The organism is Devosia sp. BK (assembly GCF_032907385.1).
Lineage (GTDB): Bacteria > Pseudomonadota > Alphaproteobacteria > Rhizobiales > Devosiaceae > Devosia.
This window is the reverse complement of sequence record NZ_JAIMBX010000001.1, coordinates 644,116-660,804: the sequence shown is the minus strand read 5'-3', so window position 1 is coordinate 660,804 and position 16,689 is coordinate 644,116. Positions and strand designations below refer to the sequence as shown.

15 protein-coding genes are annotated in these 16,689 nt (G+C 61.1%); 3 read left to right on the top strand and 12 right to left on the bottom strand.

From position 1 onward, the window contains the following. The first annotated feature begins 23 nt into the window (after positions 1-23). Entirely contained in the window at positions 24-473 is a 450-nt protein-coding gene (locus DevBK_RS03175; RefSeq protein WP_062631745.1) for a host attachment protein, read from the top strand. Between the two features lie 67 nt (positions 474-540). Here DevBK_RS03175 and DevBK_RS03170 read toward each other — a convergent pair whose 3' ends face one another. The 10 genes from DevBK_RS03170 to DevBK_RS03125 form a co-directional block, all read right to left on the bottom strand. Continuing rightward, positions 541-1,401 carry an alpha/beta hydrolase gene (locus DevBK_RS03170; RefSeq protein ID WP_317184439.1) on the bottom strand — a complete coding sequence of 287 codons (861 nt, stop codon included), beginning with the start codon at positions 1,399-1,401 and terminating at the stop codon, positions 541-543. Beyond that, the gene (locus tag DevBK_RS03165; protein ID WP_317184438.1) at positions 1,401-1,724 is read right to left on the bottom strand and encodes a hypothetical protein; all 324 of its coding nucleotides are present in this window, start codon (positions 1,722-1,724) and stop codon (positions 1,401-1,403) included. The genes DevBK_RS03170 and DevBK_RS03165 overlap by 1 nt, the downstream gene beginning before the upstream one ends. Further along, the gene (locus DevBK_RS03160) at positions 1,721-2,059 is read right to left on the bottom strand and encodes a hypothetical protein (RefSeq protein WP_317184437.1); all 339 of its coding nucleotides are present in this window, start codon (positions 2,057-2,059) and stop codon (positions 1,721-1,723) included. The genes DevBK_RS03165 and DevBK_RS03160 overlap by 4 nt, the downstream gene beginning before the upstream one ends. Before the next feature lie 125 nt (positions 2,060-2,184). After that, positions 2,185-2,553 carry a response regulator gene (locus tag DevBK_RS03155; RefSeq protein WP_061910935.1) on the bottom strand — a complete coding sequence of 123 codons (369 nt, stop codon included), beginning with the start codon at positions 2,551-2,553 and terminating at the stop codon, positions 2,185-2,187. Continuing rightward, positions 2,546-3,991, bottom strand: coding sequence for a sensor histidine kinase (locus tag DevBK_RS03150; protein WP_317184436.1), 1,446 nt, complete (start codon positions 3,989-3,991; stop codon positions 2,546-2,548). Before DevBK_RS03150 ends, DevBK_RS03155 begins: the two co-directional genes overlap by 8 nt. 94 nt (positions 3,992-4,085) lie before the next feature. Further along, on the bottom strand, positions 4,086-4,655 hold the full coding sequence (locus tag DevBK_RS03145) for a DUF6969 family protein (RefSeq protein WP_410494058.1): 570 nt from the start codon (positions 4,653-4,655) through the stop codon (positions 4,086-4,088). 409 nt (positions 4,656-5,064) lie between these two features. Continuing rightward, the gene (locus tag DevBK_RS03140) at positions 5,065-6,279 is read right to left on the bottom strand and encodes a YeeE/YedE family protein (protein ID WP_317184434.1); all 1,215 of its coding nucleotides are present in this window, start codon (positions 6,277-6,279) and stop codon (positions 5,065-5,067) included. Between the two features lie 94 nt (positions 6,280-6,373). After that, positions 6,374-7,279 carry a sulfurtransferase gene (locus tag DevBK_RS03135; RefSeq protein WP_317184433.1) on the bottom strand — a complete coding sequence of 302 codons (906 nt, stop codon included), beginning with the start codon at positions 7,277-7,279 and terminating at the stop codon, positions 6,374-6,376. 179 nt (positions 7,280-7,458) lie between these two features. After that, entirely contained in the window at positions 7,459-9,114 is a 1,656-nt protein-coding gene (gene ettA / locus DevBK_RS03130; RefSeq protein ID WP_317184432.1) for an energy-dependent translational throttle protein EttA, read from the bottom strand. 118 nt (positions 9,115-9,232) lie between these two features. Further along, a complete protein-coding gene (locus tag DevBK_RS03125; protein ID WP_317184431.1) occupies positions 9,233-10,321 on the bottom strand; it encodes a methyl-accepting chemotaxis protein in 1,089 nt (362 codons plus the stop codon). A gap of 261 nt (positions 10,322-10,582) precedes the next feature. Here DevBK_RS03125 and DevBK_RS03120 point away from each other — a divergent pair, with 261 nt between their 5' ends. Further along, entirely contained in the window at positions 10,583-11,932 is a 1,350-nt protein-coding gene (locus DevBK_RS03120) for a pitrilysin family protein (protein WP_317184430.1), read from the top strand. Further along, positions 11,929-13,275, top strand: a complete 1,347-nt coding sequence (locus DevBK_RS03115; RefSeq protein WP_317184429.1) for a pitrilysin family protein — start codon at positions 11,929-11,931, stop codon at positions 13,273-13,275. Before DevBK_RS03120 ends, DevBK_RS03115 begins: the two co-directional genes overlap by 4 nt. Positions 13,276-13,397: 122 nt before the next feature. Here the strand turns inward: DevBK_RS03115 and DevBK_RS03110 are convergent, their stop codons facing one another. Both DevBK_RS03110 and ppk2 read right to left on the bottom strand, forming a co-directional pair. Next, complete coding sequence (locus tag DevBK_RS03110; protein WP_317184428.1) at positions 13,398-15,569, bottom strand: FdhF/YdeP family oxidoreductase; 2,172 nt, start codon at positions 15,567-15,569, stop codon at positions 13,398-13,400. A gap of 66 nt (positions 15,570-15,635) precedes the next feature. After that, positions 15,636-16,571, bottom strand: coding sequence for a polyphosphate kinase 2 (gene ppk2 / locus DevBK_RS03105; RefSeq protein WP_061910915.1), 936 nt, complete (start codon positions 16,569-16,571; stop codon positions 15,636-15,638). Between the last annotated feature and the right edge of the window lie 118 nt (positions 16,572-16,689).

The window sequence follows — 16,689 nt, the reverse complement described above, 5'->3', positions numbered from 1 at the left end:
CCAGATACTTGCAGGAGCAGCAGATGAAAAAGACCGTCACCTGGATCTTGATCGCCGATGGCACCCAGGCCCGCGTCCTCGAACACCATGGACCAGGCAAGGGCCTAACGACCATCAAGGGGCTCGATTGGTCCATCGAACCGCTCCAAAGCCAGGACATCGATAGCGACAAGCCGGGCCGCGGCCATTCGTCGGGCGGCTCTGCCCGCTCCTCCATGGAGCCCAAGACTGATCCGGCTCAGCACCGCGAAGCCGAATTCGTGCGCTCCGTTGCGGCCGTGCTGGATAAAAAGGCCCTCGAAGGCGCCTACGACCGCCTCGTCGTCGCCGCAGCACCGATCGCACTGGGTAATTTCCGCAAGGTCATGTCGGACCACGTGAAGAAAACAATCGTCGCCGAACTCGACAAGGACCTGACCAACATCCCAACTCCGGGCATCGACAAACATCTCGATGGCATCATCGCCGTCTGACGCAAAAGGCCGGAGCAAAACTCCGGCCTTTTCTTTATCTTTCAATGCGTTGGCTGCATGGGCGGATTCATTCCTGCAGCGGCTCGTCGCCCTCTTCATCCACATCGAATTCGCCTTCATCGCCCGCCAGCGCATCGAGAAATTCCTCGAGCATGCGGTTGATCATGGCCGGCTGTTCGATGCTCGGAATATGCGCAGCGCCTTCGAGCACGGCCGCGAACGAATTGGGCATGGTTTCGGACAAATGCTCATGCCGCTCGATCAGTGCGGTGAAATCCTCATCGCCGACGATCAGCATGGTCGGCGCTGTGATTTCCTGAACGCGCGGCCAGGCCTCCGGCTCGCGCGCGATCTGCGTCAGTTCGGGCTTTGCGAGCGCCTTGGCGTTCATATCGAGAAAGAGCTTTCGCGCCTCTCCGCCGACACGGCCGCTCTGCGCGCGCGGCCCGTCGAGCCACTCATGCGCCTGCACCTTGTTCATGAACTCTAGATCGCCCCGCTCCCAGGCGTCCTCTTCCACCATCTCGATGGCGCGCTCTTCCTCGGTGGCGCTCCATGGCGCTCCTGTGACCGATGTGCCGATCAAGACGAGGCCGATGACGCGGCCGGGATGGCGCAAGGCAAAATCTATGGCGAGGCCACCGCCGAGCGAACAGCCGACAAAAATGGCGGCGTGGATATCGAAGGCATCGAGAAGAGCTTCGAGATCGTCGACATGGCTAAAGGGCTCGTCGGCGCTGGTGCTGTCGCCATAGCCGCGCCGGTCATAGGCAATCGCGTGCCAGCCACTCTCGGCGGCCACCCGCATCTGTTCATGCCACATGCGATTGTCGCAAACACCGGCGTGAAGAAATACTACCGGCAGGCCATCGCCAAGCTCGACGCCGGTCAGTTCGGCGCCATCGATCTCAATACTGAATTCGTCCATTACCACGCACAGATTTCGGTTTCGGTCGCATCGCTCACCCAGCAGGCTGGATCTTCTTCGGAGCGAAAATAAGTCCCCGGCAGCGAAACACTGCGACCACCCGGCGCAAAGACAGCACCGGCATAGGCCTGACCATCCTCGATGAACACCTCGAAGGTGGGCTTGCCATCGGCGGAAATGCGGAAACTGCCCGCATCGTCGGTGGCTTCAAAGTCGCAATCATATTCGCCGTCATCGGTGGTGAAACAGCGCGCGTCCTTGGCCAAAGCACTCGTCGCCCCAGCGACAAAAACGAAGCACACGCAGGCAATCTGGCCGATCATTGCGACACCGCGGCGCAAAATTTCGTCTCGTCGTTCTGGGACTGCCAGCAACCAGCCTCATTGGCGAGCGGCACAAATTCGCCTAGCTCCTCTGGCCGCTGACCTGGTGAAGCATCGGCGGCGATCAGATAGCCGAGGCCTTCGCTTTCGTTTACGGCTGCAAAGGCAAATGTCTGGCCATCGGGAAGGCCAAAAGTCAGGCCGCTACCATCGGTTTCGACATCGCAATCGAAGGTGCCAAAGCCGGTAAGCGAACATTGGCCGGTGGCCGCGAGTGACGGTGACGCGAGGGCAAGGCCAAGTGCAAGCGCAGCCCCCGTCAAATAGATGTTCATGCATTCCCCCAGAACGCCGGATCTTTAAGGCCCATTGAGCCTTAACTGTCGAGCTTATGGCAGAAATGGCAGCAGAACCAATGGGTTTTCTTGGATTTTGCGTCGAACGGTAAAAGCGAAGGCGACTATTGTTTGTCGAGCAGCGGTCCGAGTGCGCGTTCGACATCCTGCGGCGAATAGGGTTTGACGATGACGGCATGGCCCTGCCACTCGTCAGGAAGCCCATCTCGGCCATAGCCGGTGGCGAACAGCAAAGGCACACCCCGCTCCGCGAGGATCTGCGCGGCGGGAAACACCGTGGTCCCGCCGATATTGACGTCGAGAATGGCGGCATCGACTTCGCCGACCGTCTTTGCCAATTCGACTGCCTTGTCGAGCCGCATGGCCTGGCCGGCAACTTCGCAGCCGAGATCGGTAAGGATGTCCTCGAGGTTGAAGAGGACCAGCGTCTCGTCTTCGACGACGAATATCCGGCTTCCAGCAAATTTAGCCAAGGGCCAACTCCTGAGCGATGTAGGCGGCCGGCGGAATGACGAGGCGCGCGAAGATACCCTTGGGCTCATAGCGGACATCGAGTTGCCCGCCAAGTTCACCGGTTACGACTGTGTCGAGAAGTCGCGAGCCGAAGCCACGACGTGACGGGGCGGATACGGCGGGACCGCCGTTCTCGGACCACTCCAAAACCAAATTCTTTTCAGGATCTTCCCGCCACGACACCGCGACGACCCCGTCGGGCACGGAAAGCGCGCCGTGTTTTGCCGCATTGGTCGCGAGCTCGTGCAACAGCAGGGCCAGCGCGATGGTGCATTTGGAATTGACCACCAGTTCGGGCCCGGCATAGCGCACCTGCGCGCCTTCATAGGCGCTCAGTTCCTGGCAGACGAGCCGGCCGATCTCGGTATCGTGCCAGCTTCGGTCGCTGAGCATGCTGTGTGCCTTCGACAATGCCTGGATGCGCGCCTGAAACGCTTCCCGCGCCTTGATCGTATCGGCGGTGCTGCGCAGCGTCTGCGCGGCAATCGACTGCACGGTTGCCAGCGTATTGTTCACCCTATGATTGAGCTCATCGATCAAGAGACGCTGGCGCCGTGCCGCACGCACGGATTCCGTACGGTCCGTGCCCTGCACGAACACACCGGTGATCTCGCCCGAGGGATCGCGAATAGGGTGATAGGAAAAATCGAGGAACGTCTCCTCTGGCGCTTTGCCCTCGTCGCGCACCAGCATGAGCCGCGCGCCTTCTGCCTGATGCACATAGCCTTCGACGAAGACCCGATCGAGCAATTCGATAAAGCCCTGATCGCGCACCTCAGGCATCGCCTCGCCGACAGAACAGCCCAAAAGGCGTCGTCCACCGACTAGGCGTAGGTAGGAATCCGATGCAAAGGTGAAAACGTGGGTGGGCCCGGACAGAATCGCGAAGAACGCAGGCGCTTGCTGAAACAGCCGGCGGAAATCGGCATTGGCCGCTTCGACTTCGCGCGTGCGCTCTATCAACCGCGTCTCGGCGGAGAGCGAGGTAAACGGCACCGTCGCGGCGGCGCGAATGCGCGCGAATTCTGTGACATCGACCGTGTTCTGCATCACGTATTTCACGGAACCATCGGCATCGAGCACCGGGACATGCACTGCCGTCCAATAGCGGTTCTCGACTTCCCCGCCAGAGCTCCGCGAAATGGGATAGGCCAGATACGCGAGCGTATCGGGCTGGCCGGTGGCCATGACCTTATCGATCGATGCCCTTAAGCGATCGCCGCTCTCTCCTGGATTTGGAAAAAGTTCGAAAACCTTTTGCCCAGCGATTTCGTCGAAGCTGCGACCGGTTGTTTCGAGATAGGCACGGTTTGCCGCGATGTAGCGAAGTTCTTTATCGACGACCATGAACGGGCTGGGGAGCACGTCGAATATGCGTGCGTAGTCAACCTCGCCCATGTGTACTCCATCCCCAGAAAAGCCACGCACAAACCACGTAGCCATTCGACGAAACGCCGAATCCGCGCTGCGGTTCCGCCTAGCGCGAGATTAATTAGACGCTGAAAGAGGACGTGACTTCAAGACTGCGATCCTTATGCACATCGGCATTGGGATGCGCCGCAAGGACCCTATCGCGCTCATTCAGCAGCCCTTCAATCTCCGTCTTGTAAGCGACGAGCACGGCGGTCAGCCAGCGATTGACGAGGTAGGACGGGCTGGGCATGGCCATATCAAAACGGTCAATTAGCCCGATGATGGTTGCAGCATCCGCCCAATCGTCACCGACGACCCACTGGTTCACCGTGAAGAGCCGCAACATCTTGCCGTTCTGATCGACGCCGACGGCGATGAGATGATGGATTGGCCCTTCCGCACCCTTGGGGCGGATGAAGCAATGAAAGTGGCCGTGCTCGCTTGAGCCCTCTTCCGCAGGGTGACAATGATAATACCACTGCGACCCGCTGACGGGATCGAACACATCGCCTGGCGGATAATGATCCCAGGCGGAGATGTCCGATACGCCGCGAAAAAGATCACTGAGAACGGTGAGACCGCCCTTGGCGAGAGTGCTCTCGCAATAGGCGATCTCCGCCAAAGCGCGATCCCGCTCGCTGTCCATCAGTTTGCGTCCACGACGAGCTCGGGCGCCTCTTGCCCCTCAGGCTTCAACTTGGGTGGCGGCGGCGGTGCGGCTTTTGCCGGCTCGCTCGTCTCCGCAACCGGTCTTTGCGCCGGGGGCGGTGGCGGCGAAGCCTTCTGACTTGTTGCCTGCGGCACGGCTGGCGGCGGCGGAGGCGCAGCCTTCATCGGCGCACCTGCAGCGCATGGAGCAGCGGGCGCCCCGGCCGCACAAGGCGCGACGGCACCCGCGGCGCACGGCGCCGCGCCGGCTGCACAAGGGGCAGCCGAGCCGCTGCTCGCCGCGACCTGAGCGGATGGTCGCGCCGGCACAGGATTGGTCACATGATCATAGGCCACTGCAGCGGTAGTGACTGCGAGAGCCGCGCCGAAAAGCAGAGTGTTGCGCGTGCTCATTTCTTGGCAAATCCATCAAGACCAAAAACCGGCCGCAGCCACACACCCGCGAATGAGCCGACAAAGGCCGCAGCGAACCACAACCAACCGTGAAGGCTGCCCGTCGCGATTCCGGAGAAAAGCGCCCCGATATTGCAGCCGAAGGAGAGGCGCGCGCCATACCCCATCAGCAAGCCGCCGATGATGGCCGCAATCAGCGAACCGAGCGGCAGCTTGGCCTTTGGTGCAAATTTACCTGCAACCGCCGCCGCCAAGGCAGCACCCAGAACGAGGCCAAAATCCATCACCGAAACACTATCGGCCAAGACGCTCGAATTGAGCGCCTGCGCCTGCGCGGGCCAGGTCCAGAACTCCCAAGTACCGACGGGAATACCGACAGCCGAAGCGATCTTGGCGCCCCAAAGCCCAAAGCCATAGGTGATCGACCAGGGGTGCCCGGCCAAGAGCAGCGTCGCGATATTGAGGAGCGCCAGCACCAGCCCTGCCCCCACCAGCGGCCATGGACCATAGAGAACCCAGTTCCAACCCTGCCGCGCTGGCGCCGGTTCGGCTTCGATCGAACCGTGGACGCGTTTTTCGATCAGCGCCGTAATCAACGCGACAAGCGCCAGTCCAGCGATCGTCACGGCGAGAGCAAAGCCAACGCCAAGTTCCGCGCCAAGGCTGATCGCGGGTAAAGCCGGCTGCTGCAACCAGAACGGCAAATGGGCCGTGCCCACCAGCGCACCGATGATAAAGAACACAAGCGTCACCAGCATGCGCGCCGAGCCGCCGCCGACAGTAAAGAGCGTGCCCGAGCCGCACCCACCGCCAAGCTGCATGCCAAGGCCAAAAATACAGGCGCCTAAAAGCACCGAGACACCGACAGGTGCCATCGCGCCGACCATGGATTGGCCGCCGATATTGCCGGCCGCGACGAGCGGGATCATGGCGAGCGCGGCGACGCCGATCGTCAGCATCTGCGCACGCATGCCGCGCCCGCGCTTATCGACAACCATCCGCTTCCAGCCGCCGGTAAAGCCGAACGAGCCGTGGTAAAGCGCGACGCCCAGACCGCCGCCAATCAGGAACAGCGCGCCCTGACGGAGATCAACCTGCCAGGTGATGAAGGCAAAGCCGACAAGCAGCATGGCTCCGGCGATGAACAGCGGAGATCGATCCACCGCCGCTGGCGGCAGAAACTTGGGCAGGGATGCGGAAATATCGCTCATGATTCTCGATTATTTCGGGTCGTCTAAAAGGTTTGGATGCTGCAGCCTTGCGGTGCAACATCCAAATCCCGATCAGTGATGAAGTGTCGCGATCTTACTGGATCGGACGGGCCGGATCGGCAGCCCATTCGGCCATCGAGCCGTCATACATGGCGGTGTTCTTGTTGCCGCCCACTTCATGGAGGGCAAACCAGGCGATCGACGCCCAGTGGCCGGTATTGCAGAAGACGATATTCTTCTCGTCCTTGCCAAGGCCTATCGCCTGTTCGAGCGCAGCAACCGTTTCAGGCTGCGCAAAGCTCGCAAATTCAGCGCTGTAGAGCTTGGAATGCGGCAGGTTGATCGCGCCTGGGATCGTGCCTTCGATCCGCACGACGGGGCTCTTCGACTGGCCCAGATACTGCGCTTCCGGACGTCCATCGATCAGCTTGGTACCTGCAGCCAGCGCCGCTTCCACATCAGGCGTCGTGGCGCGCAGTTCCGGACGCACATTGACCGGGAATTCGGCCTTGGCCGGCACAGCCGCTTCTGCAACGCGCTCGCCGCCCGCCGCATCATACTGGCGCCAACCGCCATCAAGGATCGAAACTGCGTCGTGGCCGAGATATTTAAAGGTCCAGTAGACGCGCGTCGCGCCGCCGAACTCGGACGAATCCGTGCCCCAGGGCAGGATGATGACATGGTCGTCGCCATCGATGCCGAGATCGCCGATCAGCTTGCCGATCTGTTCGGGCGGCGGGATCTGCGCGGGCACGCCCTGCACTTCGGTACGCCAGCCATAACTCGCATAAGGCGCCACCGCCGCACCTGCCACATAAGGCAGATCGCCAAGATCGGTGCCTTCGATTTCGTCGCGGATGTCGATGATTTTCACATTCTCATCGCCCGCATGCTCAAGCAACCACTGAGCCGTCACCAGCGGGGTAACATCCTGAGCCTGAGCGAAAACGGGAGAAGCAACGACAAAAGCAGCAGCAGCGGCGAATGATGCGAAACGCACGGCAATCCTCCAAGACATGAATTGGCATGATACTAGACAGGCCAGGTCGAGAAAGCGACGGAGGACGGCCCAAATGTCTCGGCGATAAGACAAAAATGGCCTAATCGGTCGGCCAAAGAGAAAAGATTATCCTCAGGCGCTAAAGAAAAAGGCGCGGTTCTCACCGCGCCTCTTGCTCATTACCGCGTCAGCGGCTTGTACGTCGCCCGCTTCGGGTTCACCGCGTCAGCGCCGAGACGACGGACCTTGTCCGCTTCGTAGTCCTGGAAGTTGCCTTCGAACCATTCTACATGGCTGTCGCCTTCAAAGGCCAACATGTGGGTCGCCAGACGATCGAGGAACATGCGATCGTGGCTGATGATCACGGCGCAGCCGGCGAATTCCTCGAGCGCCTCTTCGAGCGCAGCAAGGGTTTCGGTGTCGAGATCGTTGGTCGGCTCGTCAAGGAGCAGCACGTTGGAACCCGACTTCAGCATCTTGGCAAGGTGCACGCGGTTGCGCTGGCCACCCGAAAGATTGCCGACCTTCTGCTGCTGATCGCCGCCCTTGAAATTGAAGGTCGAGGTATAAGCGCGCGAGTTCATTTCGCGCTTGCCGAGCATCAGCACTTCATCGCCGCCCGAGATTTCTTCCCAAACGGTCTTGTTGGCGCTCAGCGTATCGCGGCTCTGGTCGACATAGCCGAGATGTACGTTTTCAGCGACCGTGACCGAACCGCTATCGGGCTTCTCCTGGCCGGTGAGCATCTTGAACAGCGTGGTCTTGCCCGCACCATTGGGTCCAATGATGCCGACAATGCCGCCGGGCGGCAGCTTGAAGCTGAGGTTTTCGATCAGCACGCGATCGCCGAATGACTTCGAGATGTTCTCGACGTCGATGACGTTGTGGCCGAGGCGCTCGCCGGGCGGAATGATGATCTGAGCCGTGTGCGACTGTGTGCGGGCGTCGTTGATCTTGACCAGTTCGTCATAGGCCTTGAGGCGGGCCTTGGACTTGGACTGGCGCGCCTGTGGGCTCTGGCCCATCCATTCGCGCTCGCGTTCGAGCACCTTGGCGCGCGCTGCGTCCTCGCTCTTTTCCTGCGCAAAGCGCTTGGCCTTGGCGTCGAGATAAGCAGAGTAGTTGCCTTCATAAGGCACGCCGCGGCCGCGATCGAGCTCGAGAATCCAGCCCGTGACATTGTCGAGAAAATAGCGGTCGTGGGTGATGATCAGCACCGCGCCTTCGAATTCGCGCAGGTGCCGTTCGAGCCATGCCGTCGTTTCCGCGTCGAGATGGTTGGTCGGTTCGTCAAGCAGCAGCAGGTCTGGCTTCGACAGCAGCAGCGCACACAGCGCCACGCGACGCTTTTCACCGCCCGAGAGATTGGTGACTTCGGCGTCGCCCGGAGGGCAACCGAGGGCTTCCATGGCCACTTCGACCTGCGATTCCAGGTCCCACAGGTTCTGCGAGTCGATCTGGTCCTGGAGCTTGGAGGCTTCGTCGGCAGTCTCGTCCGAGTATTCCATCATCAACTCGTTATACCGGTCGACGATGGCCTTCTTTTCCTTGACGCCGATCATGACGTTGCCGAGCACGTTCAGCGTCGGATCGAGCTGCGGCTCCTGCGGCAGATAGCCAACCTTGGCGCCATCGGCCGCCCAGGCCTCGCCGGAAAATTCAGTGTCGATGCCGGCCATGATCTTGAGGAGCGTCGATTTACCCGAGCCATTCGGCCCGAGAATACCGATCTTGGCATCGGGGTAGAAGGAGAGGTGGATGTTATCGAGCACCTTCTTGCCGCCCGCATAGGACTTCGACATTCCGTGCATGTGATAGATGAACTGGCGGGCCATAGGCGAAGAACCTCTTCGACGGTGTTTCGGGAGTTGGCGCCTATGTAGGGCAAGCAGCATTCGGGAGCAACGGGCACGAACCTGTCATTCCGCGCGATGATGCTCAGTATGGCTGCTTTCAGCCCCGGTCCATCCCGAGCTGGCGCCTCAGCGCGTCGTCGGAATCGGTGCGCTGCACGATGACGCCCCACCAGCCGAGGCCATCATATTCCTGATATCCAAGCGTCTGGGCGAAGGCGACGATATCGCCATTGGGCGAGAGGTAACTGCCGCGCTTGGCGCCATTGTTCTGGAGGGAAAATGTGCTGAAACGGTTTTGCGGCCGCGTGGTCGCGATGACACGGCCCTTGGCATCGAGCAGCATCACCTCGGTTCGTTCGGCGACCTGTGGCGGCAAGGCTGCTTCGGTCTCGACGATGGAGCGGCCCTGCGCCTGCCAGTCGAAATAGACGCCGAGCGCGCCGACGGCCGATCCATCATTGCGGCCATTGCTGCGCACGGCGGTCGAATAGACCAGCACTTCGCGGCGATCGTGGTGCGGGCTTTCCATCACCTCGCCCACAGCGTACTCGTCGCCCGCCCGCGTTTTCAGGGCTTCGCGAAACCAGGTTTCGCGCGAGAAATCCGCGCCAACGATATTGCGCGAAAAGGCGGAATTGGCGCTCACGATCACCCTGCCCCGCGCGTCCGTCAGCACCAGATCGGAATAGACCGAATAGAACCGGTTTATCGCTGCGAGCCGCTGACCGGCAAAATCGCGCGCCGCAGCATCGTCACCCGCCAGCGCCTGCCAGAAAGCCGTGTCCGTCGCCCACCAGCGCACGTCCGCCGTGCGCTCATAAAGATTGCGGACGATGAGCTGGACGAGAGTCTGCGCCAGATCGGTTAGCCGCGCGCCTTCCATTTCATCGACAAGCGTACCCGACATGGTCCGGCCCATGCTGAGCCTTCCAGCCAGCACATCTTGAAACCGCGCCGCGATATCGGCAGCGCTATCGGCGAGGCGCTGCACTTCATTGGCAACGACCGCGAACCCCTTGCCTGCGTCGCCCGCCCGCGCCGCCTCGATGATGGCGTTGACCGCCAGAAGCTTGGTTTGTTTGACGATCTGCTGATTGCCGACCGAATAAGTATGCAGCTCGCGGCTGATGCCGTCCATCACGATGCGCATGGCGCGTGGAGAAGCGGGGACTTCCGGCTTGGACATGGAATTCTCGGAACAGCGCGATGGACTGTAATTGAGTCTAACAACTCATGGTAAGCGTTGCGTAAATATTTGTTCTATCCCAAATATTTAGTATGCTCAAACCTGCCCGTTATTTGATCATAACGCCCAATATCGCACTCGTTCGCGTTCATGGCGATCACACGTGATCGTTTCATAAGCAACGGGATTGCCGGTTGCGCTCGGGCCCGATCTGGATAACCTCGCCGCCGCCAAATCCACCGACGGAGAACGCGCCGAACCATGCACCGCCCGATGATTGCCCTTGTGGCCGCCCTATTCACGGCCCTGCCCGTGGCAGCAGAGGAAACTCCGCCGCCTACGGTGAGCCACTTCATGCTCGAAAACGGACTTGAACTCGTGGTGATTCCCGATCGGCGCGCGCCGGTCGTGACCCATATGGTGTGGTATCGCACTGGCGCTGCCGACGATCCGGCGGGGCAATCGGGTGTCGCGCATTTCCTCGAGCACCTGATGTTCAAGGGCACGGCGAAATATCCGGCCGGAGCGATCGAAGGCAAGGTCAACGAACTCGGCGGCGAAACCAACGCCTTCACCAATGCCGATGTGACGGTCTATTTTCAGACCGTCCCGCCCGATGCGCTCGCCGAGATGATGGATATCGAGGCCGATCGCATGCGCAACCTCGTGCTGGCGCCCGAAGTCATCGATTCCGAACGCGCCGTGGTCCTCGACGAACGGCGCCAGCGCGTCGACTCCCAGCCGCGCACCATTCTCTCCGAAGCGGTCAACGCCACGCTCTATCAGAACCATCCCTATCGCATCCCGATCATCGGCTGGGAACACGAGATCGAAACGCTGAGCCGCGAAGACGCGCTGGCCTTCTATGATCGCTTCTACGCGCCCAACAATGCGCTCGTGATAGTCGCTGGCGATGTCGATGCCGAAGCCGTCAAGGCCATGGCCGAGACCACCTATGGCAAGGTCGAGCGCAGCCCGGACCTGCCGCCACGCCACCGCCCCGAGGAGCTGCCTGCCACCACGAGCCGCACCGTCACCCTCGAAGATGCCCGCGTCTCGCTGCCGAGCTTTGCGCGCTCCTGGCTGGTGCCCAGCTATCGCCAGGCCGAAGATGGCGAGGCCGAGGCCCTCGACGTGCTCTCCGCCATTTTGAGCGATGGGCCGCAGAGCCGGCTGTATCAGGCGCTTGTCGTCAAGACAGGCATGGCCGCCCAGGTCGGCGCCGCCTATGGGGGCAGCGCCCTCGACGATGGCACCTTCACGCTCTATGGCGTGCCGCGCCCTGGCAATACACTCGACGATCTAGAAAAGGCCGTTGCTGCCGAGGTGGACGATCTCATCGCTAACGGAATTTCCGAGGCCGAACTCGAACGCGTCAAAACCCGCTTCATCCGCAGCACCATTTTCGCTCAGGACGATCAGTCTGCCATGGCCCAGACCTATGGCACGTGGTTGACGACCGAACGCTCGGTCGAAGACGTCGCGCAATGGCCCGATCGCATCCGCGCGGTAACGGCCGAAGAGGTCAAAGCCGTTGCTGTCAAATATCTGCGCCCTGCCGTTGCGGTGACGGGCTACCTATTGCCTCCTGCCGCGGAGACCAAGCCATGATCGCGATTTTCAAGAACGCCCGTCGCGCCCTGCACGCACTGGTGGCGCCGCTTCTCGCGCTAGCCCTTGCCATGCCGGCCCAAGCCGAAGTGGCCTTCAAGTCCATCACCTCCCCCGGCGGCATCGAAGCCTGGATGGTTGAAGACTATACGGTCCCCATCGTCACCATCGGCTTTGCCTTCGAGGGGGGTGCTGCGCAGGACCCGACCGATAAGGTGGGCCTTGCAACGCTGATGTCCTCGCTTTTCGACGAAGGCGCCGGCGATCTCGACAGCGACGCCTTCCAGATCAAGCTCGACGAAGCCGGCCTCGAAATGGGCTTTTCGGCCAATTTCGACTATTTCGCCGGCTTTGCCCGCATGCTGGCCGATCAGAAGGATGACGCGACCGATCTACTGGCGCTGGCCGTCAACGAGCCGCGCTTCGATCAGACTGCGATCGATCGCATGCGCGACCAGATCCTGGCCGGTCTCGCCGCCCGCAAGCAAGACCCCGGCTATGCCGCGGGCCGACTGTGGAACGAAACGCTCTTCGGCAATCATCCATATGCGCGCCCGATAGAAGGCACCGAAGCAAGCCTGCCCACGATCACGGCTGACGACCTGCGCCAGTTCCACAAGGATATCTTCGCCCGCAAGACGCTCAAGGTTGGCATTGTCGGTGCGCTCGATGAAGAGGCCGCAGGCAAGATGATCGACGCGATCTTCAGCAAGCTTCCGGCTGAGCCAAAGCTGGCTGAAATTCCGCCCGCCCCCCTCAGCTTCGGCCAGGAAGTTGCGGTGGACTATCCCCTGCCACAGACCTCGATCAACCTCGCCTATCCCGGCGTCGTCGAAACCGACCCGGACTACTTCCCGGCCTTCATCATGACCGAGATGCTGGCCGGCGGCAGCCTCCTCTCCGAGCTCAATGTCGAAGTCCGCGAAAAGCGCGGCCTCAGCTATGGCGTATCCGGCGGCCTCGTAAACCTCTCCGAGGCACAGGCGCTCACCATCGGCACCTCGACCCGCCCCGATCAGGCAAACGAGGCCATCGAGGTGATGCGGACAACACTCGCCAAGATGGCGGCCGACGGTCCCGATCCGGCAGCGCTCGAACGCACTAAGCGCTATCTCGTTGGTGCCTATCCGATTAACCAGCTCCGCTCTTCGGTCGCTATCGCGACGACCATGGTCAGCCAACAGATCGAGGGCCTCCCCCTCGACTATGTGGTGGAGCGCCAGCAATCGATCGAGGCCGTCACGGCTGAACAAGTCCAGGCCGTCGCCAAGCGCATTTTCGAAGCCGAGCCAAGCGTCCTGATCGTCGGCCCCGGCGCCAAAGAAGAGGACGCCGCGAAGTAGCCCATTCACCGGCTGTCACCCCGGCCTTGAGCCGGGGTCCATCCTGAGATCTCGAGATGGATCCCGGCTCAAGGCCGGGATGACATCGCGCTTGTTCTAGCTATTGTGACCACCGACACACTTTAAGCCGCCACAACACTCACCGGCACCGACTTGAACGCCGGCGTTTTGCTACGCGGATCGACCTCGGTGCCGATCAGCACATTGGCCTCTGGATAATAGGCCAGCACCGAGCCCGCCGGCAGATCGAAGCATGTCGCGACGCCCTCCATCTCGCCCACTGATGAGCGAACGCGCACCCTCTGTCCCTCGCTGAGACCGCGCGCGTGCATATCATCCGCGCTCAGAAACACAGCATAGCGCCCCGCCTTGCCGCGATAGCTGTCGGTCTCTTCATAAATGATCGAATTGAACTGCCCTTCGCTGCGCACCGAAGCCAGCATCAGTTTGCCCGCCTCCAGCCTGGGGATAGGCGTCACGACGAAATGCGCCTTGCCGTCCACGGTCCCGAATTCAGGCACATGCAGCACGCGATGGCGAATATGGAATTCGCGCTTGGCGACATCGATATCCGCCAATTCTTCCATGCCCGGCACGATCGCCGCGATGGCATCGCGTAGTTTGGCATGGCCTGAAAACGCATAGAAATCGATCGGCGAGCCGGGCAGCATACGCTTGCCCAACTGCCCCAGGATCCAGCTCTCCGGCCGCACCGTGCCGATCCGCTCTATACCGCCATCCGATAGCCGCACGAAGTTGAACATCGATTCCTGCGTCGTCGGCTCCCATTCCTCGTCGCGCGCCGTCACCGGCAGGATCATCACCTCGCCCTCGCCCAAACCATGCACATGACCCTGATTGAGCGTCGTCGTGAGAAAAAGCTTGAAGCCGATCGCGCCCATGGCGCGGGTCGAAAATCCCGTGTCCGGCGTCGCTGCCCAAAGATTGCCGCCCATGATCACGGCCGCATCGACCTCGCCCGCCTCTGCCCGTTTGAGGCAGGCCATGGTGTCGAGGCCTTTTTCTTCCGGGAAGCTGACGCCAAAGACCTCTTCCATGCGCTTGAGCACGTCGCGCGCCAGCACAGGCTTGACCCCGATCGTGCCGATCCCCTGCACATTGGAATGCCCGCGCAATGGCAAGAGCCCGGCAAACCGCTTGCCGATCATGCCGCGGACAAGCGCGAGATTGGCAATGGCTTCAACATTCGCCGTGCCATGGACATGGTGCGTCATGCCCATGCCCCAGGCAAAGACAGCCGCCTTCGAGCGCCCATAGGCCGCCGCGACGCGCTCGATATCGCTCTGTGCAATACCGGTGGCAGCCACAACCTCATCCCAACTCAGCGCCGCGATATCCCGCCGGAACGCTTCAAAATCCGCCCCGTGCCGGGCGATAAAATCCGCGTCCTCCGTGCCCTGCTCCAGCACCGCCTTCACCAGCCCCTTAAGGAGCGCAATATCCGAGCCGATGCGCGGCTGCAGATAGTCCGACGCGATCTCGCTGCCGCCCTTGAGCATCGAGAGCGGCGATTTCGGCACGGAAAACTTCACCAGCCCCGGCTCCTTGGCCGGATTGATGACGATCACCTGCCCGCCCCGCTCGCGGCAGTTCTTGAGCATGTGAATGAAGCGCGGATGGTTCGATGATGGATTGGCCCCGATGACAAAGATCAGGTCCGCGCCCGTAAGGTCCTCAAGCTCGACCGTCGCCGTACCCTTGCCGATCGTCGTCGCCAGTCCCTCGCTCGTCGCCTGATGGCAATAATAGGAGCAGTTGTTGACGTTGTTCGTCCCATAGGCCCGCGCCAGAAGCTGGAACAGAAACCCCGCCTCATTGGACGAGCGCCCCGACGAATAAAAGAACGTCCGCTGCGGATCGGTCTCGACCAGCCGATGCGCGGCATGATCAAGCGCCGTTTCCCAATCCAATGGCTCAAACCGATCCGATCCCGCCCGCCGAAATAGCGGCGTACCGAGCCGCCCCAGACGCTCCATTTCGCGCCCCGAGAGTTCGGCCAGTTCCGCAATTGTGTGCTGAAACACCGGCTCGGGAATGGCCGGCTGGATATCGGTCGATTGTGCCTGCACCGACTTGTTGCAGACCGAGGGAAACTCATCGAGTTCGTTGGTCATGCCGCCATGCTGGCCACCCATGCCATAGGCACAGGCCTTGCAGGTATTCTTGGCCGTCAGCGCTTTGGCCGCCTTACCCACCCCGATCTTGCTGATGGTGGAAAGCGTATAAAGGACCTTTTTCGGGCCACCGCCCACGATATCGCTGGTTTCGGCCAAAACCGGTCTCCGACTTGCTGCGCCGGCATTTTCGACTGTTCAGCCGACGCAGGCAAGCCGTCGATCTTAGTAGATCGACTTCACATACATATCCTGCGGCACGGGTCCACGGTGATAGTCAGGATGGCGGATGCGCTCGGGCAGCACGACCTCCTGCTTGGGCACTTCGGCATAGGGAATAGCTTCAAGAAGATGGGCGATGCAGTTGAGGCGTGCGCGCTTCTTGTCGTCGGCCTGCACCACCCACCAGGGCGAATCTTCCGTATGGGTCCGTGCCAGCATGTCTTCCTTGGCCTTGGTATAATCCTCCCAATGGCGGCGTGATTCCATGTCCATAGGCGATAGTTTCCATTGCTTCAGCGGATCCTGGATACGCATGCGGAAGCGGAATTCCTGTTCTTCATTGGTGATGGAGAACCAGAATTTTATCAGGATGATCCCCGAGCGGATCAGCATCTTTTCGAATTCGGGCACCGTACGGAAGAACTCTTCCAGTTCGTCGGGATTGCAGAACCCCATGACACGCTCGACGCCCGCGCGGTTGTACCAGGAGCGATCGAACAGCACCATTTCGCCAGCCGCCGGCAGGTGCGGCACATAGCGCTGGAAATACCATTGGGTCTTTTCGCGGTCGGATGGCGCAGGAAGCGCGACGACGCGGCAAACGCGCGGATTGAGCCGCTGCGTGATGCGCTTGATCGCCCCGCCCTTGCCGGCGGAATCGCGGCCTTCGAAAATGACCGCAACCTTCAGTTTGTTATGTACAATCCAGTCCTGCAGCCGCACGAGTTCGTGCTGCAGGCGAAACAGTTCGCGGAAATAGACATTGCGGTCAAGGGACTTACGGCCGGCGCGCTCGCCGTCCTCGGCTAGGGCTTCAAGCTGGTCGTCTTCGAACTGGAGTTCGAGTTCTTCGTCGAAACTATCGGTGATCTCGGCGCGGATGCGGTTGAGTTCAGCCTCGAATTGCTCGAAACGCGCGTTTTGGTCGAAGTCGTTCACAGCGGGTCCCTCCGGGTGCGGCTCCATTGGCCACAACCGGATTGCAGTTTTGTGACAAGTGCCGCGCAGAACCGTTATGCGGTCTTTCGCACCACTTGAGAAGGTGGGCCGCGCACGG